This window comes from Azospirillum sp. UENF 312511 (assembly GCF_058780635.1).
Window position 1 is genome coordinate 386,293 of the sequence record NZ_JBSNCG010000001.1, and the last position, 26,494, is coordinate 412,786.

At 70.9% G+C, this 26,494-nt stretch carries 12 protein-coding genes; 6 read left to right on the plus strand and 6 right to left on the minus strand.

The window, feature by feature from the left end; translation table 11 throughout:
* Positions 1 to 6 precede the first annotated feature (6 nt).
* On the minus strand, positions 7 to 516 hold the full coding sequence (locus ACWPN7_RS01790) for a response regulator (protein ID WP_459197794.1): 510 nt from the start codon (positions 514 to 516) through the stop codon (positions 7 to 9).
* Between the two features lie 362 nt (positions 517 to 878).
* On the opposite strand from ACWPN7_RS01790, the gene ACWPN7_RS01795 reads away from it, so the two are divergent.
* From ACWPN7_RS01795 to ACWPN7_RS01810, 4 genes are read left to right on the plus strand one after another with little or no spacing between them, the layout of a single operon-like run.
* Positions 879 to 2,018, plus strand: a complete 1,140-nt coding sequence (locus ACWPN7_RS01795; RefSeq protein WP_200775918.1) for a CaiB/BaiF CoA transferase family protein — start codon at positions 879 to 881, stop codon at positions 2,016 to 2,018.
* Between the two features lie 2 nt (positions 2,019 to 2,020).
* On the plus strand, positions 2,021 to 2,860 hold the full coding sequence (locus ACWPN7_RS01800) for an HTD2 family dehydratase (RefSeq protein WP_459197795.1): 840 nt from the start codon (positions 2,021 to 2,023) through the stop codon (positions 2,858 to 2,860).
* Positions 2,861 to 2,897: 37 nt separating this feature from the next.
* A complete protein-coding gene (locus ACWPN7_RS01805) occupies positions 2,898 to 3,761 on the plus strand; it encodes an HpcH/HpaI aldolase/citrate lyase family protein (RefSeq protein WP_459197796.1) in 864 nt (287 codons plus the stop codon).
* Positions 3,762 to 3,797: 36 nt separating this feature from the next.
* Positions 3,798 to 4,961, plus strand: a complete 1,164-nt coding sequence (locus ACWPN7_RS01810) for an acyl-CoA dehydrogenase family protein (protein WP_459197797.1) — start codon at positions 3,798 to 3,800, stop codon at positions 4,959 to 4,961.
* A 148-nt stretch (positions 4,962 to 5,109) separates the two neighbouring features.
* Here the strand turns inward: ACWPN7_RS01810 and ACWPN7_RS01815 are convergent, their stop codons facing one another.
* The gene (locus ACWPN7_RS01815) at positions 5,110 to 13,566 is read right to left on the minus strand and encodes a beta strand repeat-containing protein (RefSeq protein ID WP_492273097.1); all 8,457 of its coding nucleotides are present in this window, start codon (positions 13,564 to 13,566) and stop codon (positions 5,110 to 5,112) included.
* Between the two features lie 503 nt (positions 13,567 to 14,069).
* Between ACWPN7_RS01815 and ACWPN7_RS01820 the strand changes: the two genes are divergently transcribed.
* The gene (locus ACWPN7_RS01820; RefSeq protein ID WP_349621878.1) at positions 14,070 to 15,383 is read left to right on the plus strand and encodes a tetratricopeptide repeat protein; all 1,314 of its coding nucleotides are present in this window, start codon (positions 14,070 to 14,072) and stop codon (positions 15,381 to 15,383) included.
* 19 nt (positions 15,384 to 15,402) lie between these two features.
* Here ACWPN7_RS01820 and ACWPN7_RS01825 read toward each other — a convergent pair whose 3' ends face one another.
* Genes ACWPN7_RS01825 through ACWPN7_RS01835 form a run of 3 tightly spaced genes read right to left on the minus strand, consistent with a single transcriptional unit; the run spans position 15,403 to position 20,629 of the window.
* On the minus strand, positions 15,403 to 17,310 hold the full coding sequence (locus ACWPN7_RS01825) for an O-linked N-acetylglucosamine transferase, SPINDLY family protein (RefSeq protein WP_349621879.1): 1,908 nt from the start codon (positions 17,308 to 17,310) through the stop codon (positions 15,403 to 15,405).
* Positions 17,310 to 19,121, minus strand: coding sequence for a tetratricopeptide repeat protein (locus ACWPN7_RS01830; RefSeq protein WP_459198191.1), 1,812 nt, complete (start codon positions 19,119 to 19,121; stop codon positions 17,310 to 17,312). The genes ACWPN7_RS01825 and ACWPN7_RS01830 overlap by 1 nt, the downstream gene beginning before the upstream one ends.
* Positions 19,118 to 20,629: a tetratricopeptide repeat protein gene (locus tag ACWPN7_RS01835; RefSeq protein ID WP_492273098.1), complete on the minus strand. Its 1,512-nt coding sequence runs from the start codon at positions 20,627 to 20,629 to the stop codon at positions 19,118 to 19,120. The genes ACWPN7_RS01830 and ACWPN7_RS01835 overlap by 4 nt, the downstream gene beginning before the upstream one ends.
* A 138-nt stretch (positions 20,630 to 20,767) precedes the next feature.
* Between ACWPN7_RS01835 and ACWPN7_RS01840 the strand changes: the two genes are divergently transcribed.
* A complete protein-coding gene (locus ACWPN7_RS01840; RefSeq protein ID WP_459198189.1) occupies positions 20,768 to 22,699 on the plus strand; it encodes an O-linked N-acetylglucosamine transferase, SPINDLY family protein in 1,932 nt (643 codons plus the stop codon).
* On the opposite strand, the gene ACWPN7_RS01845 is transcribed toward ACWPN7_RS01840, so the two are convergent.
* On the minus strand, positions 22,680 to 26,468 hold the full coding sequence (locus ACWPN7_RS01845) for a tetratricopeptide repeat protein (RefSeq protein WP_459198188.1): 3,789 nt from the start codon (positions 26,466 to 26,468) through the stop codon (positions 22,680 to 22,682). The genes ACWPN7_RS01840 and ACWPN7_RS01845 overlap by 20 nt on opposite strands.
* Positions 26,469 to 26,494: the final 26 nt, after the last annotated feature.

Here is a 26,494-nt window from a genome sequence, read left to right on the forward strand (position 1 = left end):
AGGCGCTCAGTCCTGCTCCGGGGCGCCGCGCTTCGGGAGGAGGATGCGGGTCTCCTCGATCAGGTTCCGGGTTTCCAGGACGGTCGCTACGGCGCGCGAATAGGCATCGCTGAGAACCGCGGGCGAGGGGGCGGGCTGCGCGGGCCGGCCGGAAAGCGCGGCCTTGAGGCAGGCTAGAAGCTTCGTGTCGCGAAACGGCTTGCTGATGTGGTGCACCGTCGTCCAGGGTTCCGGGATGGCGCTCGCGGCAAAGCCGGTGACGAATATCATTGGCACGCAGCGCGCCCGCAACGCCTCGGCGAGCGGGTAGACGAGTTCGCCGCGCAGGTCGATGTCGAGCACCGCGGCCCCAAGGCCGTCGCCCTCGGACGTGAGCAGGTCGAAGCCAGCCTTCAACGTGGAAGCCGGCCCGACGGGAACGCACTCTGCCGTCTCCAGCGCGCGCGTGATCTTGCCGGCGATCAGGCCGCGGTCCTCGACCACCAGGACGCGCAGTCCCTTCAGCACAACGGCCATTCCGCTGCCTCCCTGCCGCTTCATAGATCCCCTGGACCGACATCAGCCGACAGGCACACATGATGCGGCACTGCCTTCAACAAGTGAACCGGACAATCTGATCACTTCCGTGTCGTGCCCCCTATTGGCTTTTATGGAAAGCCCATACGCTGACAGCGGCGCTTAACCGCCAACAGGTCTTCCAGGCAGATGCAGATGCATCCGAAACCCGCCACCGGTTTGCAGAAGCGCCCTGGCGCTTTGGCCTCATAGCGCTTCGTTATGCGATGCATGCCCCATCTGTATTGGATCGGGGCCGGTCCGGCTGTTTACCATCGCGGCCTCGGACGATCGGCCCTGGCTTGCAGCGGAGGCTTTCCAGAATGACTTCACCTCTGTCGGGACTTCTGGTCGTCTCGCTGGAGCAGGCGGTGGCGGCACCGCTCTGCACGTCGCGCCTCGCCGACGCCGGGGCACGGGTGATCAAGATCGAACGGCCGGATGGCGACTTCGCCCGCGGCTACGACGCCGTGGTCCACGGGCAGAGTTCCTATTTCGTCTGGCTCAACCGCGGCAAGGAATCCGTCGTCCTCGACATCAAGACGCCCGAGGACGCCGAGCTGCTGGAGCGGCTGATCGCCCGCGCCGACGTCTTCGTGCAGAATCTGGCGCCGGGCGCGGCGGAGCGGGCCGGATTCGGCTCGGACGCCCTGCGGCGGCGCCATCCCCGGCTGATCACCTGCGACATCTCCGGCTACGGTGACGACGGCCCCTACCGCGACATGAAGGCCTACGACCTGCTGGTGCAGAGCGAAACCGGGCTGGCCTCCATCACCGGATCGCCGGACCAGCCGGGGCGCGTCGGCGTGTCGGTGGCCGACATCGCCTGCGGCATGAACGCCTACACTGGCGTCCTCCAGGCATTGCTGGAGCGCGAGCGCAGCGGCGAGGGGTCGGCGGTCGGCGTGTCCCTGTTCGATTCGCTGGCGGAGTGGATGATGGTGCCGCTGATGCACCACGACCATGGCGGCAAGGCGCCGGGACGGGTCGGGCTGATGCACCCGAGCATCGCCCCCTATTCCGCCTTTGCCCTGGCCGATGGCCGGCAGGTGGTGTTGTCGATCCAGAACGAGCGCGAATGGGTTGCCTTCTGCGCCGACGTTCTGCTGCGGCCGGAGCTGGCGACCGACGAGCGCTTCGCGACCAACAACCGCCGCGTCGCCAACCGCCCGGAGCTGGACGCGCTCGTCGCCGCCATCTTCCGGACCATGGACCACGCCGAGGCGGTGCGCCGCCTGAACCGCGCGCGCACCGCCTTCGGCTCGCTGAACGAGGTGGCCGACCTGTCCACCCACGCGCAGTTGCGCCGCGTGACCGCCGAGACGCCGGGCGGACCGGTCGAGGTGGTGGCGCCGCCGGTGCAGGTGCGCGGCCGACCCTACGCCTCCGGCGCCGTTCCGGCGCTGGGCCAACACACCGACGCCGTCCGGCGTGAAATTGCTGAACAACAGGGGGGAGCATGACCATGGACCATTTGCGCGACTGGATCGGCCGGTCGGAAAGTGCCGAGGACGTCGCGTCGCCGGTGGCGCTGACCGGACTGGCCGCGACGCTCGACCACGACAACCCGCCCTGGCCGGCGGGCGAGGTGCCGCCGCTCGGGCATTGGCTGTATTTCCTGCCCAAGGCTCTGCAGCGCGACATCGCCGAGGACGGCCACCCGCACAAGGGCGGCTTCCTGCCGCCGGTGGAGCTGCCCCGCCGCATGTGGGCCGGCGACACGCTGACCTTCCACCGCCCCATCCGCAGCGGCGAGGCGATCTCCCGCCGCTCGACCATCGAGGAGGTCACCCCGAAGGAGGGCCGCTCGGGCCGGATGGTTTTCGTGAAGGTCCGGCACGAGATCAGCACCGCCGCCGGCGTCGCCATCACCGAGTTCCACGACATCGTCTACCGCGAGGCCGCCAAGCCCGGCGACGCCCCCGTCCCCGGCGAGCGTCCGACCAGCGAGGCGGTGTGGCAGCGATGCATCCAGCCCGACCCGGTGTTGCTGTTCCGCTATTCGGCCCTGACCTTCAACGGCCACCGCATCCATTACGACCGCGACTATTGCCGCGACGTCGAGGGCTATCCGGGGCTGGTGTTCCACGGCCCGCTCAGCGCCACCATGCTGATGGACCTGTTCCTGCGCGAGAATCCGGGGGCGCGGGTGACCGGTTTCCGCTTCCGGGCGAAGCGGCCGCTGTTCGACATCCATCCGCTGACCCTGTGCGGCGCTCCGACCGACACCGGCGCCACGCTGTGGGTGACCGATCACGAGGGCTTCGTCGCCATGTCCGCGGAGCTGGAGGCCGAACGGTCATGATGGTGGCGCATTGCGGCTCGGTTGGAGGAAACGTCTGATGTCCCTGCCGTATCAATCCTATCTCTTCGTCCCCGCCGACAACGCGAAGCTGCTGGAGAAGGCCCACCAGCGCGGGGCGGACGCCCTCATCCTCGACCTTGAGGACGCGGTCCTGCCCGCCGGCAAGCCGGAGGCCCGACGTGGTCTCCCGGCGCCGATCGACCGGCTGCACGGGCTCGGCGTGCCGGTGCTGGTGCGGATCAACAGCGGCTGGCGCGACGCCGTCGCCGATCTGGAGGCCGCGGTGCGCCCCGGCGTGGCCGCCCTGGTGGTGCCCAAGGCCGAGGACGCCGGGGCGTTGCGCGTCCTCTCCGCCATGATCGCGGAGTGGGAGGCGGAGCGCGGCCTGACGCCGGGCGCCATCGGCCTCGTCGCCCTCATCGAAAGCCCGCTGGGGCTGGAGCGGCTGGCCGGGATCGCCGCCGTCCCGCGCGTGGCGGCCCTGGCGCTGGGCAGCGAGGATTTTGCGCTGACGCTGGGGGTGGAGCCGACCGAGGCGCTGCTCGCCCTGCCGTGCCGCCAGATCGCGCTGGCCGCCGCCGCCGGCGGTCTCGCGGCGATCGGCCTGCCCGGTTCGCTGGCCGAGTTCCGCGACCTCGACGCCTACCGCGCCATGGTGGCGCAGGCGCGGGCCGTCGGCATGACCGGCGCGCTGTGCATCCACCCGGCCCAGCTGCCCGTCGTCCGCGACGTCTTCGCCCCTTCCGCCGCCGACGTGGCCTGGGCCGGGCGGGTGGTCGCGGCGTGGGACGATGCCCAGGCGGCGGGGCGCGGCGCCGTGTCCGTGGACGGGCGCATGGTCGACCGCCCGGTCGCCGAGAGGGCGAAGGCCATCCTGGCGCGTAGCGCCCCCACGGCCTGAAACGCGGCAACAATCAAAAAAGCAGGGTGACGAGACATGAAGACCAGCATCGGTCAGGGCTTCGACGAGATCCGCGACGCCGTGCGCGCGCTCTGCGCCGAATTCCCCAGCGAGTACCATCGCCGCATCGACGAGGAGCGCGGCTATCCCGAGGAATTCGTGGACGCGCTGACCAAGGCCGGCTGGATGGCCGCCCTGATCCCGGAGGAATACGGCGGCTCGGGCCTCGGCCTGACCGAAGCCTCCGTCATCATGGAGGAGATCAACCGCTCGGGCGGCAATTCCGGCGCCTGCCACGGCCAGATGTACAACATGAACACGCTGGTCCGGCACGGCTCGGAGGAGCAGCGCCGCCGCTACCTGCCGAAGATCGCGGCGGGCGAGCTGCGCCTCCAGTCGATGGGCGTCACCGAGCCGACCACCGGCACCGACACCACCCGCATCAAGACCCGGGCGGAGAAGAGGGGCGACCGCTACGTCATCAACGGGCAGAAGGTGTGGATCTCCCGCGTCCAGCATTCCGACCTGATGATTTTGCTCGCCCGCACCACGCCGCTCGATCAGGTGCGCAAGAAGTCGGAAGGCATGTCGATCTTCATCGTCGACATCAAGGAGGCGATGGCCAAGGGCATGACCGTCCGGCCCATCCGCAACATGGTCAACCATGAGACCAACGAGCTGTTCTTCGACAATCTGGAAATCCCCGCGGAGAACCTGATCGGTGAGGAAGGGCAGGGCTTCAAATACATCCTGACCGGCCTCAACGCCGAGCGGGTGCTGATCGCGGCGGAATGCATCGGCGACGGCTATTGGTTCATCGACAAGGTGTGCGACTACACCCGCGACCGTCAGGTGTTCGGCCGCCCGATCGCCCAGAACCAGGGCGTGCAGTTCCCCATCGCCGAGAGCTTCATCGAGGTGGAGGCCGCCAACCTGATGCGCTTCGAGGCCTGCCGCCTCTACGACGCCGGGGAGCCCTGCGGCGCCCAGGCCAACATGGCCAAGTACCTCGCCGCCAAGGCCTCGTGGGAGGCGGCGAACGCCTGCCTGCAGTTCCATGGCGGCTTCGGCTTCGCCAGCGAGTACGACGTCGAGCGCAAGTTCCGCGAGACCCGGCTGTATCAGGTGGCCCCCGTCTCCACCAACCTGATCCTGGCCTACGTCGCCGAGCATGTCCTGGACCTGCCGAAGTCCTACTGACCGCCCGGTTGCGTCGGCGCCGGAGGCAGCCTGAAGGCCGCCTCCGGGGTTGAGCTGACCCACCGCCCGCAAAGAAAAAGGCGGGTGCCGGAGCCCGAAGGCGCCGGCACCCGCCTTTCGTTTGCGGAGCGCGCTGCGCCGCCGCCGCTCAGCCGAACCAGGCGGCGACGTTGCCGGTCTGGCCGAGGATGGTGATGCGGTTGCCCCCGCCGACGTCGAGCGTGGTGTTGCCGCCCTCCACCCGCGCCGAGCGGATCACCGCGCCGAGGTCGACGCCGGCCTCGTAGAAGGCCAGGCGGTCTACTCCCACTTCGAAGTCCATCACCACCGACCCGCCGGAGTTGCGCCCGAAGGCGAAGACGTCCGCGCCCTCGCCGCCCCACAGCGTGTCCGCCCCGCCGTCGGCGAACAGCACGTCGTTGCCGGCCCCGCCGTGCAGCACGTCGTCGCCCGCCCCGCCGAACAGCGTGTCGTCGCCCTCCTCGCCGAACAGCGTGTCGTTGCCGTCCCCGCCCAGCCCCAGGTCGTTGCCCGACCCCAGAGCGATCAGGTCGTTGCCCGACCCGCCCAGCGCCGTGTCGTTGCCGTCCCCGCCGCTCAGCGTGTCGTCGCCCTCGTCGCCGTACAGAAGGTCGTCGCCCTCCTCGCCGAACAGCAGGTCGTTGCCCGCCCCGCCGCTCAGCGTGTCGTTGCCCTCGTTGCCGGTCAGCGTGTCGTCGCCCTCCTCGCCGAACAGCACGTCGTCGCCCTCGCCGCCGAAGCCGCGGTCGTCGCCCGTGCCGCCGCCGATCAGGTCGTTGCCCGACCCGCCGAACAGCCAGTCGTCGCCCTCGCCGCCGTGCACCAGGTCGTCGCCCTCGTCGCCGTACAGCGTGTCGTTGCCGCCGGCGCTGGTGATCGTGTCGTTGCCGCCGCCGCCGTGCAGGAGGTCGTCGCCGTCGCCCAGATGCATGTACTGCTCGTGGTCGTCGCCGTAGACGATCTGCTCGCCGTCGCCGCCGACCAGCGTGGCGTTGCCGACCACCGCCGCGAACTCGACGTTGTCGAGCTGGATGGTCACCGGCCCGGTCAGGCCCGTGGTGTTGAGCACTACCGCGGTCGGCGCCGTGCTGGTCGGGCCGGTGCCGCCCAGCGTGGTGCCGGTCACCTTGGTCTGCACCGCCTGGCCGGCGGCCACGCCGGGCGCGGTGAAGTCGATGGCGCGGACCAGCAGCTGGGCCTGCGCCGACAGCACCGAGAGGAAGCCCGAGCCGCCGCCGGTCAAGGTGCCGCGCGCGGCGGTGCCCTCGTCGGTGCGCGCCTCGATGGCGGCGATCAGCCCGGTCAGCCCGGTCAGCGCCTGGGCGGCGGTCTGCCGCTCGGCGCCGCCGGTGGCGGTGACGGCGACGCCGGTGGAGACGCTGACCGTCAGCGTGGTCTGGGTGGAGACCTGGCCGGTCTGCGCGTCGACCACCTGCTCGCGCACCACCGGGACGTCGGCGAGGTCGGGGTTGGCGGTGCTGGTGTCCTCGACGCGGGTGCCGGTGCTGGCCTCGATGGTCACGGTGGTGGTGCGGCTGCCGTCGCCGTTGGTGGTGACCGCGCCGGTGACGGTGGCGCCGTCCACCGTGGCGACCGGCGGCGGGGCGACGGGGGCGGGCTTGTCGACGGTGGCGGTGAGCTTCTGCGTCGTCGCGGTGAAGGGCACCGAGGCGTTGCCCGCCGGGTCGGTCAGGGCGAGCGTCAGGGTCAGCGTGCCGTCGCCCAGGCCGGAGAGGTCGAGCCCGCCGACCTGCGCGGTCGGGCCGCTCATCACGCCGCTGCCGGAGACCTGGCCGCCGCCGGCGGAGGTGATCGTCCAGGTGAAGGCGGCGCCGGCCTCGCCGCCGCTGATGGTGAAGGCGGTGCTGGACTGCTCGAGGGCGTCGATGCTGTCGTCGTCGAACAGCACGCTGGCCGTCGGCGGGGTGGTGTCGACGGTCAGCGTGTGGGTGGCGGGGCTCGACACGTTGCCGGCGGCGTCGGTGGCGGTGGCCGCGACGGGGTTGGCGCCGTTGGGGTCGAGGCTGAGCGAGCCGGCGGTCGGGGTGGCGGTGGCGAGGTCGAGGCTCCAGGCGCCGGTCCCCGAGGCGGTGGTGGTGTAGGTGGCGCCGCCCACCGTGACGGTGACCGTGGCGTTGGCCTCGGCGGTGCCGGTGAGGGTGGGGGTGGTGCTGTTGGTGAGCGCGGTGGTGACGGTCGGTGCGTCGGGCAGGGTGGTGTCGATGGTCAGCGTCTGGGTGCCCGGCGCGGAGACGTTGCCCGAGGCGTCGGTGGCGGTGGCCGCGACGGTGTTGGCGCCGTTGGGGTTCAGGCTCAGCGACCCGGAGGTCGGGGTAGCGGTGGCGAGGTTGACGCTCCAGCTCCCGTTGGTGGCGGTGGTGGTGTAGGTGGCGCCGCCCACCGTGACGGTGACCGTGCTGCCGGTCTCGGCGGTGCCGGTGAGGGTGGGTGTGGTGCTGTTGCTCAGCGCGGCGCTGGTCACCGTCGGGGCGTCGGGCAGGGTGGTGTCGATGGTCAGCGTCTGGGTGCCGGCCGAGGAGGTGTTGCCCGCCGCGTCGGTGGCGGTGGCCGAGACGGCGTTGGTGCCGTTGGCGTTGAGGCTCAACGATCCAGCGGTCGGCGTCGCCGTGGCGAGGTTGAGGCTCCAGCTGCCGTTGGTGGCGGTGGTGGTGTAGGTGGCGCCGCCGATGGTGACGGTGACCGTGCTGCCGCTTTCCGCCGTGCCGCCAATGGTCGGGGTGGCGCTGTTGGTCAGCGTCGCGCTGGTCACTGCCGGGGCGTTGGGCGCGGTGGTGTCGATGGTCAGCGTCTGCGTGCCCGGCGCGGAGGTGTTGCCGGCGGCGTCGGTGGCGGTGGCCGCGACGGGGTTGGCGCCGTTGGGGTCGAGGCTGAGCGAGCCGGCGGTCGGGATGGCGGTGGCGAGGTCGAGGCTCCAGGCGCCGGTCCCCGAGGCGGTGGTGGTGTAGGTGGCGCCGCCCACCGTGACGGAGACCGTGGCATTGGCCTCGGCCGTGCCGGTGAGGGTGGGTGTGGTGCTGTTGCTCAGCGCGGCGCTGGTCACCGTCGGGGCGTCGGGCAGGGTGGTGTCGATGGTCAGCGTCTGCGTGCCGGCTGAGGAGACGTTACCCGCCGCGTCGGTGGCGGTGGCCGAGACGGCGTTGGTGCCGTTGGCGTTGAGGCTGAGCGACCCGGAGGTCGGTGTCGTGGTGGCGAGGTTGAGGCTCCAGCTGCCGTTGGTCGCCGTCGTGGTGTAGGTGGCGCCGCCCACCGTGACGGTCACCGTGCTGCCGGTCTCGGCGGTGCCGGTGAGGGTCGGCGTGGTGCTGTTGCTCAGCGCTGTCGTAACGGTAGGGGCGTTGGGCGCGGTGGTGTCGATGGTCAGCGTCTGGGTGCCGGCCGAGGAGGTGTTGCCCGCCGCGTCGGTGGCGGTGGCCGAGACGGCGTTGGTGCCGTTGGCGTTGAGGCTGAGCGTGCCGGAGGTCGGCGTCGCCGTGGCGAGGTTGAGGCTCCACGTGCCGTTGGTGGCGGTGGTGGTGTAGGTGGCCCCACCCACCGTGACGGTCACCGTGCTGCCGGTCTCGGCGGTGCCAGTGAGGGTCGGCGTGGTGCTGTTGCTCAGCGCTGTCGTAACGGTGGGGGCGTTGGGCGCGTTGGTGTCGATGGTCAGCGTCTGCGTGCCGGCCGAGGAGACGTTGCCGGCCGCATCCGTTGCCGTCGCCGAGACGGTGTTGGTGCCGTTGGCGTTGAGGCTGAGCGTGCCGGCGGTCGGGGTGGCGGTGGCGAGATTGACGCTCCAGGCGCCGGTCCCCGAGGCGGTGGTGGTGTAGGTGGCGCCGCCGACGGTCACCGTCAGGGTGCTGCCGGTCTCAGCCGTACCGCCAATGGTCGGGGTGGCGTTCTTGGTCAGCGCGGCGCTGGTCACCGCCGGAGCGTTGGGCGCGGTGGTGTCGATCGTCAGCGTCTGGGTGCCGGCCGTGGAGGTGTTGTTGGACGCGTCCCGGGCGGTGACGGACACCGCGTTGGTGCCGTTGGCGTTGAGGCTCAGCGACCCGGAGGCCGGCGTCGCCGTGGCGAGGTTGATCGACCAGCTGCCGTTGGTCGCCGTCGTGGTGTAGGTCGCCCCGCCGATGGTGACGGTGACCGTGCTGTCCGCCTCCGCCGTGCCGGCGATGATCGGCGTGGCGCTGTTGCTCAGCGCCGCGCTGGTGACCACCGGAGCCACGGGCGGCGTCACGTCGGCCACGCTCACCACCGTGCTGACCCCGGAGATGGTCGCGGCTCCGGTGGCGCCGCCGCTGTCGGTCAGGCTGGCGACCGCCACCGTGCGGTCGCCCAGCGTCGCCGACGCGCTGGTGTTCTTGTAGGTGACGCCGCCCAGCAGCGCGTTCATCTGCGCGTCGCTGCGCTCCAGCCCGGTGACGGTCACCGTGGCGACGCCGCCGACCACCGACACGCTCACGCCGGCGTTGCCGCCGGCGACGCCCAGCCCGCTCAGGGTGGCGGTGGCGCCGTTGGTCAGGGCGACGTCGGTGCCGCCGATGGTCAGGACCTCGGTGGCGTCGGTCACGCCGCTGACGGTGAACACCACCCCGCGGAAGCTCTGCCCGGCCTCCACCGTGGAGGCGGCCACGCCGCTGAACAGGCTGGTGGTCGCGCCGTCCACCCCGACGCCGAAGGTCGTGGTGCCGCCGGTCGCGGTCAGGGTCGGCACGGCGTCGACGGTGATCGTCGCGGTGGCGCTGCCCGCGCTGTAGGCGTCGGCGGTGGTGGTGTCGGCGGTGGCCCCCGCCGTGCCGCTGGTCAGGTCCCACGCCTTGAAGGTCAGGCCGCCGGTGTCGGTGTTGGTGAAGCCCGAGCCGCTCGGCACGAAGCGCACGCGGTCCGACCCGGCGAGCAGCAGCGCCGCGCCGGCGGACGAGGCGGTGGGGATGTCGGTCCAGGCGCCGGTGCCGACCTTGTACTGCCAGGTGCCGTTGGTGTTGGTCACCCCGGTGACGGCGATGCCCAGCGGGAGGACGGTGACCAGCGGGAAGGGGCTGTCGTACTCGGCGTCGGTGGCGGTGCCGGCGGAGGCGAGCAGGTCGGTGACGGTGGTGCCGGTGTTGGCGGCGTCGGCGATGCCCTGGTCGATGGCGGCCAGGCTGCGGACGTCGTTGGACAGGATGGGGCTGTCGTTGGCGCCGGTGAAGTTGAGGGTGAGCTGCCGCTCGACGGTGCGGTTGCCGTCGGAGACGGTGAAGGTGCCGGTGCCCTGCATCGGCCCGGCCGGGACGCCGTTGAGGAAGGCGGCGTCGAAGACGTAGGCGTAGTGGCCGGTCTGGCTGTTGACGTAGGCGGTGCCGCCCGGCCCGGTGGACCAGGTGTCGTAGGTGACGCCGTTGCTGAGCGTGACGCTGCCGTGCTGGACCGGGGAGGCCTGCGATCCGGCGACGGAGTAGGTCAGCGTGTCGCCTTCCAGATCGGTCGCGGAGAGCTGGCCGTCGATCAGCGGGAAGGTGTCGGTGGCCGAGGTGTCGACCAGCGTCGGCGGGGTGGTGGGGACGGCGAGGACCGGCGGGGCGTTGGTGTCGATGCGGTCGTTGTTCTGGCTGATCGGGGTGGTGTAGGGGGTGTTGGCGTTGCTGGCGCTGTCGACCAGGACGATGTTGACCGGAATGTCCTGGTTGGCCGCGAGGTTGCCGGTGCGCTGGCCGTCGGCGGTGACGGTGAAGGTGGCGGTGTAGGTGGTCGCGCTGACCCTGGTCAGATTGGCGAGCGCGAAGCCGCCGACGGTGCTGCCGTTGCCCAGCGTGTAGGTGTCGCTGTCCGAGGCCACGGTGATCGTCACGGTCACCGTGTCGCCGACCTGGGCCGGCTGGTTGGGGATCGTGACGTTGGTGATCGACGGCGGCGTCGTGTCCGCCGTGTTGTTCGTCACCGACTGGTTGGTGACGAGGTCCGGGGCGTTGCTCGCGGTGTCGGTCAGGTTGCCGGTGCCCGGGTTGTAGGAGAGCGTCACCGTCTCGCCCTGGGCCACCGCCGAGGCCAGCGTGAAGGTCAGCGTGGTGCCGCCCGAGCCACTGGTGTAGGTCGCAGCGCGGCTCTGGCCGGCGACCGTGACGGTCAGGCCGGCGGCGCTGGTCGCGGACATGGCTTCGGCGAAGGTGACCGTCAGTGTCGTGCCGTTCACCTCCGCCGAGGTGATGGTCGGCCGGTTCGCGTCGATGCGGTCGGCGCCCTGGCTGATTGCCGTGGTGTAGGGGGTGTTGGAGTTGCCGGCGGTGTCGGTCAGCACGATGCTGACCGGCACGTCGGAGCCCGCCGCGACGTCGGCGCCGCCGCTGGTCACCGTGAAGGTGGCGGTGTAGGTGGTCGCGTCGACCTTGGTCAGGTTGCCGAGCGTGAAGCCGCCGACCGTGCTGCCGTTGCCCAGCGTGTAGGTATCGCTGTCCGAGGCCACGGTGATGGTGACGGTCACCGTGTCGCCGATCTTCATCACGGCGTCCGGGATCGAGACCGCGGTGATCGACGGCGGCGTGGTGTCGGGCGCCGCCGTGTTGTTGGTAACCGACTGGTTGGTGACGCTGGCCGGAGCGTTGCTCGCGGTGTCGGTCAAGGTGCCGGTGCCCGGGTTGTAGTCGAGCGTCACCGTCTCGCCGTGGGTGACCGCCGAGGCCAGCGTGAAGGTCAGCGTGGCGGTGCCGGACCCACTGGCGTAGGTGGCGACGCGGCTCTGGCCGGCGACCGTGACGGTCAGGCCGGCGGCGCTGGTCGCCGACATGGCTTCGGCGAAGGTGACCGTCAGCGTCGTGCCGTTCACCTCCGCCGAGGTGATGGTCGGCCGGTTCGCGTCGATGCGGTCGGCGCCTTGGCTGATCGCCGTGGTGTAGGGGGTGTTGGAGTTGCCGGCGGTGTCGGTCAGCACGATGTTGACCGGCACGTCCGAACCCGCCGCGACGTCGGTGCCGCCGCTGGTCACCGTGAAGGTCGCGGTGTAGGTGGTCGCGTCGACTTTGGTCAGGTTGCCGAGCGCGAAGCCGCCGACCGTGCTGCCGTTGCCCAGCGTGTAGGTATCGCTGTCCGAGGCCACGGTGATGGTGACGGTCACCGTGTCGCCGATCTTCATCACGGCGTCGGGGATCGACACCGTGGTGATCGACGGCGGCGTCGTGTCGACGGCAGCCGGCGGCAGGGAGACGTAGGTGTCCGTCCCGCTCAGCGTCAATGTCTGATAGGGCGTGTAGACGGTCTCGACACCGGACACGAAGACGGTGCCGGCGGTGTCGGTGATCGTCACCACGTCGTTGCCGGTGCCGCCGATCACGGTTTCCAGCCCCTCGACCTGGACCGTGTTGCCACCGGCGCCGAGATAGATGACGTCGGTGCCTGCATTGCCGACGATGGATTCGACGGCCGACACCGTCATGGTGGCGCCGCGGGAGGTGCGCACCGTCACCACATCGTTGCCGGCGCTGCCGATCAGGGTTTCCAGCGCCTCCACCTGGATGGTGTTGCCGCCGGTGCCGAGGACGACGACGTCGTTGCCCGCCTTGCCGATAACGGATTCGATCGCCGACACCGAGAGGGTCATGCCGTTGGTGTCGAGCGCGACGACCACATCGTCGCCGGCGCTGCCGATCATCGTCTCGATCAGCGACACCAGCATCGTGCTGCCGTCGGTATTCCAGGCGATGGCATCGCCGACGATTCCCGTCCCGTCCCGGAGCGTGACGTTGACGACATCCTTGCCGCCGCCGCCGATCAGGGTCGTGAGGCTCGACACCGTGATGGTGTTGCCGACGTCGAGGAGGATGGCGGTGGTTCGGCTGCCGGTTCCGCCGACGATCGTTTCGATCGACGATACGGCAAGGGTGCCGCTGCCGGTCTGAAGCTGGGCCGTGCCGGTCTTGAAGGCCATCGCCACGACATCGTTGCCGCTGCCGCCGATGAGGGTCTCCAGGAAGGCGACGGCCATCGTGTTGCCGCCGCTGGCCAAATGGACGATATCGCCGGGAGAGCCGGACCTTCCGAGGATGATCTCGATGTTTTCCACGAGCATCGTGTTGCCGGCCGACGACGTGGCGACCATGTCGAAGCCGCTGGTCCCGATCAGCGTCTCGATCAGGGACACCGCAATGGTGTTGCCGATGGAGCCGGCGGCGTTGAGATTGATGACGTCCTTGCCGGCGCTGCCGATCAGCGATTTCAGATACCCCACCGACATGGTGTTGCCGGTGGTGCCGGCGAGCGTGATGAGGCCGGTGCCGGTGGAGACGCCGAGGATCGTCTCGATCGATTCCACCACCATGGTGGTGCCGGTGGACGTCAACAGGACCCGGTCGTTGCCGGAACTGCCGATCAGGGTTTCCAGGGCCTGGACCGTGATCGTGTTGCCGCCCGTGCCGGCCAGCGTCACGACATCCTTCCTGGTGCTGGAGGTGCCGCCGATGATGCGGTCGAGGTTGGAGACGGTCAGGGTCTGACCCTGGGTATTGAGCCGCGCGCCTTGGGTGCTGCCGTTGCCGACGATCCCCGACCAAGCCTCCGTCGAGGAGAACACATAGTCCGAGCCGCCCGTGAGCGTCAGTGTTCCACCAGCAGCCATCTCATCCCTCTCGCATCGGCGTTTTTGGCTCCGCGGCCGTGGCAGCAAGAGCGTGGCAGTCTGTGCAGACTGGCAACTACCTCTTAAAAGCGGGTAAATAAAGTTAATGTTTTATAGGCATCGGGGGGTCGGAAACCCGAATTTTCGTGATGGTATTGGCCCGGCCGGGGGCGCTCGGCATAGCGCATTGGCAACACAAAACTTCAGCTGTACGGGACTGGATCGCGGTGCGTCATGATCGCTTGTCCATGCCATGCCCGATTTGTCGCGTTCTAGTTGATGTTTTTTGAGGGTCGGCAATTCATTTTGTAACAATGCATTCGTAAAGACGGCGATTGATCACAAAAAGCAACGATATGAATCCAAATATTGCGTTCATGCGCGTGAACGCCCGGCCACGGCATTGCTCTCCGGGGCGGGTGGTTGACAGCCGCGCGATCAAACGAGTCTATGGTCGCAAGCGTGGTCTGGCGGTCCGGCCACGGCCAGCCGGGGGGACGAGGATGGATCATGCGCAGGCCACGACCAGTCTGGAGGCCCTCCTCGCGGCCAATCCCCGTGACGGCGCCGCCTGGAGCATGCTCGGCCACCTTCTGCGCCGTGCGGGAAAACTGGACGGCGCCATCGCCTGCCACCGGCGGGGCTTGGAGGTCGCGCCGGAGAACGCCAGCATCTGGAGCAATCTTGGCAACGCCCTGGTGGAAGCCGGCCGGTTCGACGAGGCTTTGACCGCGCACGCGGAGGCGCTGCGGCTCGAACCGCAAGCCCCGGCCTTCCTCTTCAACAGCGCCGTGGCCCTGCGCAAGGCGGGGCGCTTCAGGGACACGCTTGCGATGATCGAGCGGGCGGCGGCGGACGGGGCCGTCACGCCCGAGTTGCGGTGGGAGCGGGCGCTCGCCCGGCTCCAGATCGGCGACTATGTCCACGGCTTCACGGATTACGAAGCCCGGCGCGGGCTCGCTGCCTACCATGGCCGGCCACCCTCGGACCGGGCCTGGAACGGCGGACCGCTGGACGAGCGCGCCCTGTACCTGTTCACCGAGCAGGGATTCGGCGACGCCATCCTGGCGGCGCGCTACGTGCCGCTGGTCAGGGAGCGGGGCGGCCGGGTGCTGTACGAGTGCCATCCGGAACTGCGCCGGGTGCTGTCGGGGCTGGGCGTCGACGCCGTCCTGCAACCGGGAAACCCACCACCGGCCTTCGACGTCGAAGCGTCGCAGATGAGCCTGCCGGGCCTGTTCGGCACCACCCTGGCGTCGGTCCCGCCGCCGGTGTCCCTGACCGTTTCGGACTCGTCCCGCGCGAAGGCCGCCCATCGGCTCGGCGCGCGGGAGCCGGGCACGCTGCGCGTCGGGATCGTGTGGTCGGGGCGGGTGACCTTCGGCGACAACGGCCGGCGCGCCACCAGCCTCGTCCGGTTCCTGCGCTTCGCCGAGGTGCCGGGCGTGCGGCTCTACAGCCTTCAGAAGGGTCCGCCCGAGGCCGAACTCGCGGACAGCGGCGTCGCCGGCCATCTGGTGACGCCGCTCGGCCCCGACCTGGAGGATTTCGCCGACACGGCGGCGATGCTGGAACAGCTCGACCTCGTCATCATGACCGACAGTTCGGTGGCGCACCTCGCCGGGTCCCTCGGCAAGCCGGTCTGGAACCTCGTGCAGCATGTTCCCTACTGGATCTACGGCTTTTCCGGTGACCGCACGCCCTGGTACCCGACGATGCGGCTGTTCCGCCAAGGCCCCGATCAGGATTGGGAGCCGGTGTTCGCCCGGGCCGCGGATGCCCTGCGCGAGGAGGTCCGCCGCACCACCGGCCGCTGATGCGCCCGGCGCCCGGCGCTCAGCGTTCCGCCGCGGCGTCCCGCTCGCGCCCGAGCCAGGAGTGCCACATGGCGCGGTAGGCGGCCTCGACCGCCGCCGCGAAGCCGCGGTGGTCGCTGAGCGCCGAGCGCTCCATCCGTTTCGTCATGCCGCGGCGCAGCGCGGCCAGACGCCCCGTGTCTCCGGCCAGGGCGACGGCTGTCTCAATGTAGCCGGCTTCGTCCGTGGCGATGAACTCGGTCAGCCCGCACCGGGTCAGCAGGCTGGCGCCCACCCGCGCGACGTGATGACGACCGGCGAGCGTGATCACCGGCACGCCCATCCACAGCGCTTCGCAGGTGGTGGTGGTGCCGTTGTAGGGGAAGGGGTCGAGGCCGATGTCGATCCGGTCGTAGGCCTGCAGGTGGTGATCGATCACATCCATCGGCGGAAGGAGGTCGACACGGCCGGGGTCCACGCCGTTGCCGGCGAATTGCCGGAGATAGCGTTCCCGCGTCGGCGCGTCGCCGAAGGCGCGGCTCTTGAGACACAGGCGGGCGGACGGCACGCGCGCCAGGATGGCCGACCAGACCCGCATCACCTCCGGCGTCACCTTGGCGGCGTTGTTGAAGGACCCGAAGGTCACGAAGCCGTTGGCCAGCGCCGGCGGTTCGTCGCGCGCCGTGACGAACCGCAACGGCTGGAAGGCGAGGAACCCCTTGGGCAGGCGGACCAGCCGCTCGGCGTGCCAGGCGTCGGTGAGGCCCGGCGGGTCGGCGACCGCATCGGTCAGGCGGTGGTCGATGGCCGTCATCCCCGTGGTGTCGGGATAGCCCAGCCAGGCGACCTGGATCGGGGCCGGCTTGCGGGCGAACAGCAATGGCCGGCTGTGCGCCGTGTGGCCGGCCAGATCGACCAGGATGTCGATGCGGTCGCGCTCGACCAGCGCGGCGGCGGCCGCGTCGTCCAGGGCGGTCAGCGACCGCCACCCGTCGGCCAGACTCCTCATGCGTTCGGTGATCGCGTCGTGATGGTTCGACGTGGCGTAGCAGAAAATCTCGACCGCGCCGCGGTCGTGCTCGCGCAGCAGGGGCTCGATGAAATGGGCGCAGGCATGGGCGCGGAAGTCGGGCGAGACGTAGCCCGCCCGCAGCCGGCGGTCGGGGTTGCGGTCGCTGGCGAACCGCCGGTTCCGCGGCATCAGCGGCCGGGCGTGCCGCTCGTTCCATTGCGCGTGGGCGCGGGCGATGACCTCGGGCGGCACCCAGGGCGTATAATGCAAGGCGAGCAGCAGGTTGGAATGGAGCAGGGCCAGATCGGGGTGGCGTTCGACCCCGCTTTGGAAGACCGCGATGGCCTCGGTGATCCGTCCTTGCTCCTTCAGCGCCTCGCCAAGGTTGACGACGGGTTGCGGCAGGTCGGGCTGCGCCTGGATCGCCGCCCGGTAGCAGTCCACGGCGCGGCTCGATTCCCCGAGGTCGCGGTGGACGTCGCCCATGTTGCTGTGGGCCCCGCCCATGCCGGGCTTCAGCCGCACCGCCCGGCGGTAGGCGGCGAGCGCCCGCTCGGGCTGCCGCTCCGTCTTCAGGAGGTTGCCGGCGTTGAACCAGGCGTCGGCGTAGTCCGGGGACAGGGACAGCGCCACGCGCACCGCCGCCAGCGCCTCCGCCAGCCGGTCGAGGTCGGCCAGCGCGCAGGAGAGGTTGCTGCGGATCGGCGCGTCGTCCGGCAGCGCCGCGACGGCCCGGCGGTAGCAGGCGGCGGCCTCCTCCCACCGCCCCGTGCCGCGCAGCAGGATGGCCAGATTGTTGTTGGCGTGGGCGTGTCCGGGATCGTCGCGCAGGATCGCCCGGTAAACGGCCTCGGCGGCGTCGAGCCGGCCCGCGCGATGATGCTCCAGGGCGGCGGCGAAGCTCCGCACCGTCGCCGTTTCGGCCGGGTTCCCCATCAGCGCAGGTCCGCGTCGTCGAGGATGGCGAGCAGCCGCTCCGCCGCACGGGTCCAGGTGAAGCCTTGCACCAGATGGTCGCGGGGCGACGGGGGACCGATGTCGTCGCCGCGGATGATGGCGGTCAGGATGTCCGCCGCGGCGTCCTCGTCCGGGTCCCACCAGTCGAGCCCGTGGAAGGGCGCGTAGTGCTGCGCGCTGTAGGGCAGGCGCGCGGGGCGGACGGCCGCCGGGATCAGGCGGGCCACCCGGTCGTCGAGATAATCCAGATAGGACGAATGGCGCGGTGCGATCAGGCTCAACCCCAAGGCGCCGGCCTTGGAGAGGGGAAGGTCCCAACCCTCGCCGTGCGACATGCTCCAGTAATGGGTCGCCGCCCGCAGCAACCCCGTCATGTCGGCGTCCGACAGAAGCTGGTTGATCAGCACCACCGGCGCCGCGTCGGCCATCCGTTTCCCGACGGCCTCCTCCGTCTGCCGCACCAGCGCGCCGAGTTCCGCGCCGAACGCCGGATTGGTTCCCTTGCCCAGCTTTAGGATCAGCACCGCGTCGTCGGTGCGCGCCGTGCTGCGCAGCCAGACCCGCAGCAGCCCGTCGATGTTCTTGCGGGGAATGAAATCCGAGACGTTGACGAAGCGGTGCCGGTAGCTGGAGACCAGCCGCCCGCGCGAATCGACCATGGTCGGGGCGGGAGCGCCGCCATCGGAGTCCTCAGGATCGACGCCCAGGGGGCAGACCCGCAGACGATCCTCCGGATAGCCCTGCGCCGCCCAGGCCATGCGGGACGATTCCGTGGGCACGATGACGAGGTCGCTGTGCTCGCACTGGCGACGCCAGGCCGGGGGGATGCGGGTTCCCTCGAACATCGAGAAGGTCACCGTGGCCAGCCCGGGGACCCGTTCGACCGCCAGGGGAATGAGGAAGTTCACCAGAGCCTTGGCGGAAACCGGCGGGTCGAGATCCTCCTCCTGCCAGGATTCCGGACCGGTGATTCCGATCGCCTGGAGGGGCACGGCCCGCTGGCGCAGCGTCCGGATGAAGCGCTGGCAGAAATAGCCGTAGCCCGTGGCGCTTGCCAGGGCGCCGCGGACGGCCAGCCCCTTCCGCGGTCCCGGCTCCGATCCCGGCCCCGATCCGGAGGCCTGTGCCACCGCGGCCCGGTACCGCGCGCAGCGCGCCAAGCCGTTGACCGCCTCGGAGGCGGTCGGGTCGAGCCGGAGCGCGCGGCGGAACACCCCGGTGGCCTCGTCCAGCCGACCGAGCCGCAGCAGCGTCTCACCAAGCTGGACAGAAGCGAGGCCCCCCTCGGGCGCGATCGCGATCGCCCGGTGCAGGTCGCGCGCCGCGGCCGTGAAGTCGCCGGCGAGCATCCGGATCAGGCCGAGATTGTACCATTGCACGCTCGAGCGGGGATCGAGCCGGGCGGCGCGGACCAGGAACCGGATGGCCCCGTCCAGGTCGCCCATTTCCTGAAACACCGTGCCCAACCGGCTGTAGAGGGGCGCGGACTCCGGCTGCACCGCCGCCAGCGCGCGCAAGGCGCGTGCGGCGGCCGGCCACTCCTGGCGGTGTTGCAGGACGATGCTGAAATTGGTCAGCGCGGCGGCGTTGCCCGGATCGGCGCGGACGGCCTCGCGCAGCGCGTCCCGGGCCGCGCCGTCCTGGCCGGTCGAGAACAGCGCGGCGCCGAGCAGGTTGAGCGCATCGAGACGCCCCGGCTCGACCGCCAGCACGGCTCGGCAGGCGTCGATGGCCTCCGTCAGCCGTCCGGCACCGTACAGCCGGGACGCCGCGTCGATCCTGTCCGTCATGACACCCCCGCGGCGCGGCGGGCGACCGCAGCGTCAATCTCGGCGGCAATCCGGGCCATCACCCCATCCCAATCGTTCCGGCGCGTCATGCGGAACAGCCGGGTCTGCGGGTACCAGGGCGTGCGGTCGGGATGGCGCATCCAGCGCCAATCCCCCAGCCACGGCAAGGCCAGGAACACCGAACGCCCCATGGCGCCGGCGATGTGGCCGACCACGGAATTGCAGGCGACGATCAGGTCCATGCCCTCGATGATCGCGGCGGTGTCGACAAACCCCTCATCCTCACCTTTCCCGTCCCGGTCCGGCAGCGAGACGATGCCCAGCCGGTCGTCGGGCCGCTTCCATTGGCCGGGTCCGTCCGCCTTTTGCAGGCTGTACAGCCGCACCCCGGAAAGGTGCGACAAGCGCGCGAAGCGTTCCAGCGGAATCGAGCGGTCGTCCCCCGCGGCCCGCCACTGGATGCCCACCCGGAAATCGCCCGGCCGCCCCGCCTCGGCGATCCGCCGGCGCCAAAACGCCGCACGCTCCGGATCGGCCCGCAGATACGGAACGCCGCCGGGGATCGTCGCCACCGTCGTCCGGCAGCGATGGGGCAGGCTCATCAGGGGCAGGAGGCAGTCGGCCTCGGGAAGCGGCTCGCCGCGCGCCACCAGCGCGTCAACGCCCGGAACGCCGGTGAGGAGACGCTTGAGCGGCGGCTGGCATTCGAAAATGGTGCGGGCGCCCATGGCCTTGAGCACGGTCATGTAGCGGATGAATTGCACGGTGTCGCCGAGCCCCTGCTCGAAATGGACCAGGATGGTCTTGCCGTTCAGCGGGCCGCCGTCCCACAGCGGTGTGTCGGGACGGTCGCGGTTCCATTGCCAGACGGCTTGGCGGGTGCGCCATTCGTACTCGGCCGTGCCCTCCGCGAAGTTTCCAGCGGTGAGCAGGCTGACGCCGAGGTTCTTGTGATGCTCGGCGGAGCCCGGCTCAAGCCGGACGGCCCGCCGGTAGCTCACGGCGGCCTCCTCCGGCCGTCCTTGCGACAGGAAGGCCGCGCCCCGGTTGTTGTTGGCCGCCGCCGCGCCCGGTTCCAGCAGCAGAGCCAGCCGGTAGGCGGCTTCGGCCCGTTCGGGCTCGTCCACGGCCATCAGCGCGTTGCCGAGGCTGAACGCCGCGTCCGGGTAACCGGGCCGCAACGCCACGAGACGGAGAAGCGGCGCCACCGCCTCCCCGGTCCGACGGTGCTCGACGAGCAGCGACGCCCATTGGAACAGCGTGTCGGCGTCGTCGGGCCGCAGGCGATGGGCGGCCCGCAGTGCCACCGCCGCGCCGTCTCCACGCCTCAGCCCGCGCAGCACCAGCCCCAGGACGAACCAGGCCACCGGATGCGCCGGCCGGATCGCCGCCGCCGTTCGGAAGGAACAGGCCGCCGCTTCCAGCGATTCGGCGTCGACATGACGCAGTCCAGCGCCGAAGCACCGGTCGAACGCTTCGCCGGCCCCGTCGAACGTCGCCTCGATCACCCAACCTCTCCATCCAATCGGTCGACCCGGCAAATGGGTTTGGAATTGCCGCGCCCGATGGTAACCCTTTTCCCGATGATTTCACGCTCCGCACGCCTCCTCGACGGTCCGGGAGGGGCGGCGGCACCGAGGGGAAGCATGAGCACGGCCCGGCATTTCGCGTCCCCCGCCGAAGCGCTGGGCTATGCCTTGACGCTGCATCAGAACGGCCGGCACGCCGAGTGCGGTGCGGTGTGCCGCGCGATTCTGACCGTCCAGCCGGACCACCACGGCGCGTCCTTCCTGCTGGGCGTCGTTGCCTTCACGCTCGGTCGGATCGAAGAGTCGCAGCGCCACCTCGCCGTCACCATCGCCCTGAAGCCGGATCTGGCCGACGCCTGCTCCAATCTGGCGCTTCTGCTGCGCCGCCGGGGCCGTCTTGCCGAGGCGGCGGCGCTTCAGGCGCGGGCGATCCGGCTGGCCCAACAAGCCGATGCAGGGCAGGCTGATGCTGGACCGATCACCACTCTGGGCGGGATGCTCCGCGAACTGGGCCGGGTCGCGTCGGCCCGCGCCGTTCTTCGCCGGGCGGTCGCGCAGGCCCCGGACGACGCCGAGGCATGGCGCGAGTCCGGCCATGCGCTGCGCGATGCGGGGGAACCGGGTGCGGGGGCCGTCGCCTACGCGCGGGCCTACCGGCTCGACCCCAGCCGCACCGAATCCCTCGGTGACCGGCTCCATGCCGCCCTCTCGTACTGCGACTGGAGGGGGTACGACGCTCTGTGCCAGGAGGTCCTGGCAGTCATCGACAGCGGCCGGGGGATCGCCCTGCCGCTGCTCACCCTGCTGATCGACACCGGCCCGGCGCAGCAGGACCGCGCCGCCCGCCATTTCCACCGCGCGGTGGTGCAGCCGGCGGCGCTTCCGCAAGCCGCCGTTCCGGCGGCGCCTCCCCCCGGCGGCGGCGGGCGGCTCACCGTCGCCTACCTCTCCGCCGACTTCCACGAGCACGCCACCGCCTATCTGGCAGCCGAGCTGTTCGAGTTGCACGACCGCGACCGCTTCCGCGTCGTCGCCTGCTCCTACGGTCCCAACGATGGCAGCCCGACGCGCCGCCGCCTGGAGGCCGCCTTCGACGCTTTCTACGACATCCGTGGATGTGATGCGGAGCGGGTGCAGGCGCTGCTCGCAGCCGAGGGTGTCCACATCCTGGTTGACCTCAAGGGCTACACGCGGCACGTCCGCTTCGACCTGCTGGCGCGCCGGCTGGCGCCGGTCCAGGTCGCCTATCTCGGCTATCCCGGGACGATGGGCAGCGACGTCATGGACTATGTGATTGGCGACCGCTTCGTCACGCCGCCGGAGCATCAGCCCCATTACCGGGAGCGGCTGGTCATCATGCCGGACTCTTATCAGGTCAACGACCGGCGCCGGCCGCTGGACGCCCCCGTGCTGGACCGTGCCGCCTGCGGCCTGCCGCCGGACGGTTTCGTCTTCTGCGCGTTCAACGCGCCGTTCAAGATCACCCCGTCGCTGTTCGGGCTGTGGATGCGCGTGCTGGCGCGGGTGCCGGGGAGCGTGCTGTGGCTGCAGCAGCCCGGCCGGGACGGTGCGGACAACCTGCGGCGCGAGGCGGCGCAGCGTGGGGTCGATCCCGGCCGTCTGGTTTTCGCCCCCCACAGGCCGCAGGCCGAGCATCTCGCCCGCTATCGTCTGGCCGACCTGTTCCTCGACAGCTTTCCCTACACCGGCCACACCACCGTTTCGGACGCTCTATGGATGGGCCTGCCGGTGGTGACGCGGATCGGCGACACCTTCGCGTCGCGCGTCGCCGCCGGCTTGCTGAACGCCGCCGGCCTGCCCCAGATGGTCACCACCAGCTTCGACGGCTACGAGGCGCTGGCGGTGCGGTTGGCCGGCGATCCGGCGACGCTCGCCGCTTACCGCCGCCGCCTCGCCACCGCGCGGGCGACGGCCCCACTGTTCGACAGCCCCCGCTTCACCCGTCACCTGGAGCGCGCCTACCGGACGATGTGGGACTGCCACGCCGCCGGCCTGCCGCCCGCGTCCTTCACGGTGCAGCCCCTGTAGCCACCAGTTGTTCCAGCGCGGCCCGCACCTCGGCGACGATGGACGTCCAGTCGCCCGGCGCCGCCTGCCGGAACAGGCGCATGGTCGGGTACCAGGGGGAGGTGTCGCCGCGCTCCAGCCAGCGCCAGTCGGCGATGTCCGGCAGCAGCGTCCAGACCGGCCGGCCGAGCGCCCCGGCCAGATGGGCCGGCGCGGTGCAGGAGCTGATGACGAGGTCGAGGCTCGCCATGATCGCCGCGGTGTCGGCGAAGTCGGCGATCTCCGCGCCGAGGTCGGTGAAGGACGGCGGAAGCGGCCCGCTGCGCTCCAGATCCTGCCGCCCGGCCCCCTTCTGCAAGCCGAAGACTGCGATGCCCGGAACCTTCAGCAGCGGCCGCAGGGCGGCCAGCCCCGGCGAGCGCCGACGGTCGTCCTTGAATTCGGGGTTGCCGGCCCAGACCAGCCCCACCCGCAGTCCCGTCCGCGGACCCAGGCGCGTCGCCCAAGCCGCGACCAGCGCCGGTTCGGCGCGCAGGTAGGGGACCTCGGCCGGAACGGTCGCCAGCGTGGTGCCGAGGCGGTGCGGCAGGCTGAGCAGAGCGGCGTGGGCGTCGTGCGGCGGCGGTGCGTCGGACCGGCCGACGACTCCGTCCACGCCGGGGAGCGTGGCGAACAGGCGGACGAGCCGGTCGTCGCATTCGACGATCACGCGGGCGCCCCGGCGGCGCAGCAGGGGTGCGTAGCGGGCGAACTGGATGCCGTCGCCGAGCCCCTGTTCGTCGTGCAGCAGGATCGTCAGGCCATCCGGGTTCCCATCCTCCCACACCGGGGTCGTCAGGCCGCGCGGCGCGACCTGACGGTCGGCCAGACGGGTGCGCCATTCGTATTCCCGGAATCCCGCCTCCAACTCGCCGCGCAGCAGCAGGCAGGTGCCCAGCAGGGTGTGCGCCTCGGCGTTGTCGGGAGCGCGGTCGAGGAGGCGCCGGCATTGGGCCTCCGCGTCCCCCATGCGCCGCAGCTTGCTGAACACCAGCCCGAGGTTCAGCCGGGCCGAGGTGAAGTCCGGGTCGATCGCCACCGCCCAATGCAGCATGCGGGCCGCCTCCGCGTCCCCGCCGGTCCGCAGCGAAAGGGCAAGCCCCAGGTTGCTGAGCACGCCGGGCTCGGCGGGGGCCAGCGCCAGCGCCCGCCGTCCGACGCCGACCGCCTCGTCGTGGCGGCCCATATTCTTCAGAGCGATGCCCAGGTTGGCGCGGGCGCGAGGGTCGTCGGGGGCGAGGCGGACCAGCTCCCGCAGCACGCCCTCCGCCTCGCCGTAGCGTTGGCGCATCAGCAGCGTGTGGGCGAGATGGAAGCGGTGGAAGGTGCCGAAGGGATCGAGGACGATGCAGCGGCGCAGCGGTCCGTCGGCCTCCTCCGGCGCGTTGCGGCCGAGCCGCTCCATCGCCAAGGCATGGAAGGCGTCGATGGAGGCGGGGTCGAGGACCAGGGCACGACGATGCTCCGACCCGGACTCCGCAATCGGCTCCTCCGGGACCGGTGGGCCGGCGTCCGGCGAGATCCAGCCGAGCGCGCGGAAATGGTCGATCCGCTCGCGGATCAGCCGGGGGAAACCGGCGTCGATGGGGACGGGCGCCAGGGACGTCCACATGCCGGGAACGGCGCCGCCGTCGAAGCGCCCGGTGGCGTAGAAGCGGTCCAGCCGTTCGCGGTTCGCCGCCGGGTCCTGATCGAAGGCCGCGATCATCTCGCGGTGCGCGAAGGCCTGCAGCTTGGCGCGGAAGCGCTCGATCCCGCCCATCCAGGTGAAGTGCCAGCCGGCGTCCGGGACGACCCGCCCATGCCCCAGCTTGGTCAGGTAGCGGGCGCGGTTGGCGCCGATCCGGCGGATCAGCTCCCACGGCGCAGCGGCCACCGACACCCAGGGGTCGGGCGATTTGAGGTCGAGGAAATAGAGGAAGATGTCGAGGTGCGGCGCGAACAGCGAGCGGCCATCGTCCGGTTCCCGGCGCAGCCGCTCCACCACCCAGGGGCGGAGGATTTCGTCGGCGTCCGAGACGACGATCATGTCCGTTGGATCGCAGCCGTCGAGGCCGCGGATGATCGCGTCGCGCTGGTGGGCCTCGCGCTGCCACGCGAAGCCGCCGGGATCGTCGTTGACGACGACGTGGATGATCTTGTCGGCGTAGGCGGCGAAGCGCGCGCGGTTTTCCGCGTAATGGAGGGGTTTGGGATCGCCGGCGTGGGTGAAGGTCGCCTCGACCAGGACGAAGCGGTCGACCACCGCGTCCAGCTCGGCCAGCCGCACCTCCAGAAGGTCCAGCTCGTTGTAGAACTGGAAGCAATCGTAGATCCGCCGCCCGCCGGGTGGCGGGGCCGCGGGCGGCGGCGTGTCCGTCAGCGTCGTGACGTAGGCGAACCAGGCGTCGAACCCGCGCAGCGTCGTCCAGACGGCCGAGCGGTTCTCCTCCGTGTTGTGGTCGAGCCGCAGCGAACGCTCGATCAGCGCGATCAGCGCCCGCGCCTCCGCCCGCCAGGCCTGTTCCTCTTTGGCCGGGGGGCGGGCGTTCAGGTGGGCGCCCAGCGCGTCCAGCAGGCGCTGCTGCGCATCGGCCAGAGTGGCGGTGACGGCCGCCCCCGTCGTGCCCGCTGCGGCGGCGTCCTTCCGGTTGCCTCTCAACTCATCAAGCCACGCCAGCCAGTCCCCGGCCCTTCCGGCCCAGCTCATTTCGGTGGTGACGTGATCGACCTGTTCGCGAAGCTGGCGGGCGGTGGTCGCGCCCTCGTCGCGCCACTGCAGCAGGGCCGTCCGGGCGGTCTCGGCGAAGCGGACGGCGTGCTCCGCCGGGTCCTCGGGGACCGGGATCAGCCGGGCGAAGCCGGCCGTGGTTTCCGGCAACGCCCCCAGCGCGCTGGACACGACGAGGCAGCCGGCGGCCAGCGCCTCCATGACAGCGATGCAGGAGGTCTCGGCGAAGCGGTTGGGGTAGGCGAGGCCGGTCGCGCCGCGCAACGCCTCGGCCAGGGCGCCTTGGGAGACCGCCCCCACATAGTCCACGCCCTCGGTCTCGCGGCAGCGCCGGTAGAGGGCGCCGTAGGGGTCGCGGTCGGCGGGAACCTGATAGCCGTCCAGGCTGGAGAACACCCGGACGGTGGTGCCGGGGATCGCCGCCCGCAGGCGGGGAACGCTGTCGAGCAGCACGTCGAGGCCGCGGAAGGGCGTGCTGGTGTAGGCCAGGACCGGCGGCCAGGGCTTCGCCGCCCTGATGTCGGCCCCCGGCGGGAACAGGCCGGAGAAGGCCGGGGCAATGCCGTTGCGCAGGATGCAGCAAAGCCGGCGGTCGAGGCCGAAGGTCGCGAGGTAGCCGTCCATCTGCCAGCGGCTGACGAAGGCGTAGCCGTCCCAGCAGGCGCGGGCCTCCGGCTCCGCGACGCATTGCGCGGCGGGCTGGTCGATGGCGTGCTGCATCCACAGGATCAGCTTCCGCCCGCCGTCCAGCGCCGCGCGCAGCCGGGTCAGCGCTTCCGTCGGGCAGCCGTTGAGCAGCACCACGACGTCGAAGGCGCGCAGGCCCTCCCAGGACACCGCGCCGGCAGGAAGGCAGCGCACCCCGCGCACCAGGCCGGGCGTCCGGGTGCCGTTGACCAGCGTGACCTCAAGCTTGGAGGCGGCCAGCGCCTCCGCGAGGTAGCACAGGGCTGATTGCGAACCGCCGAGCGGGTGCAGGCGCGGCGTGTCCGGCGTGTAGTCCCCACCCGCCGGGTCGAGAAAGGCGATCTTGACGGTCATGCTGGCTCGGGCTGGCTCGCTCGCAC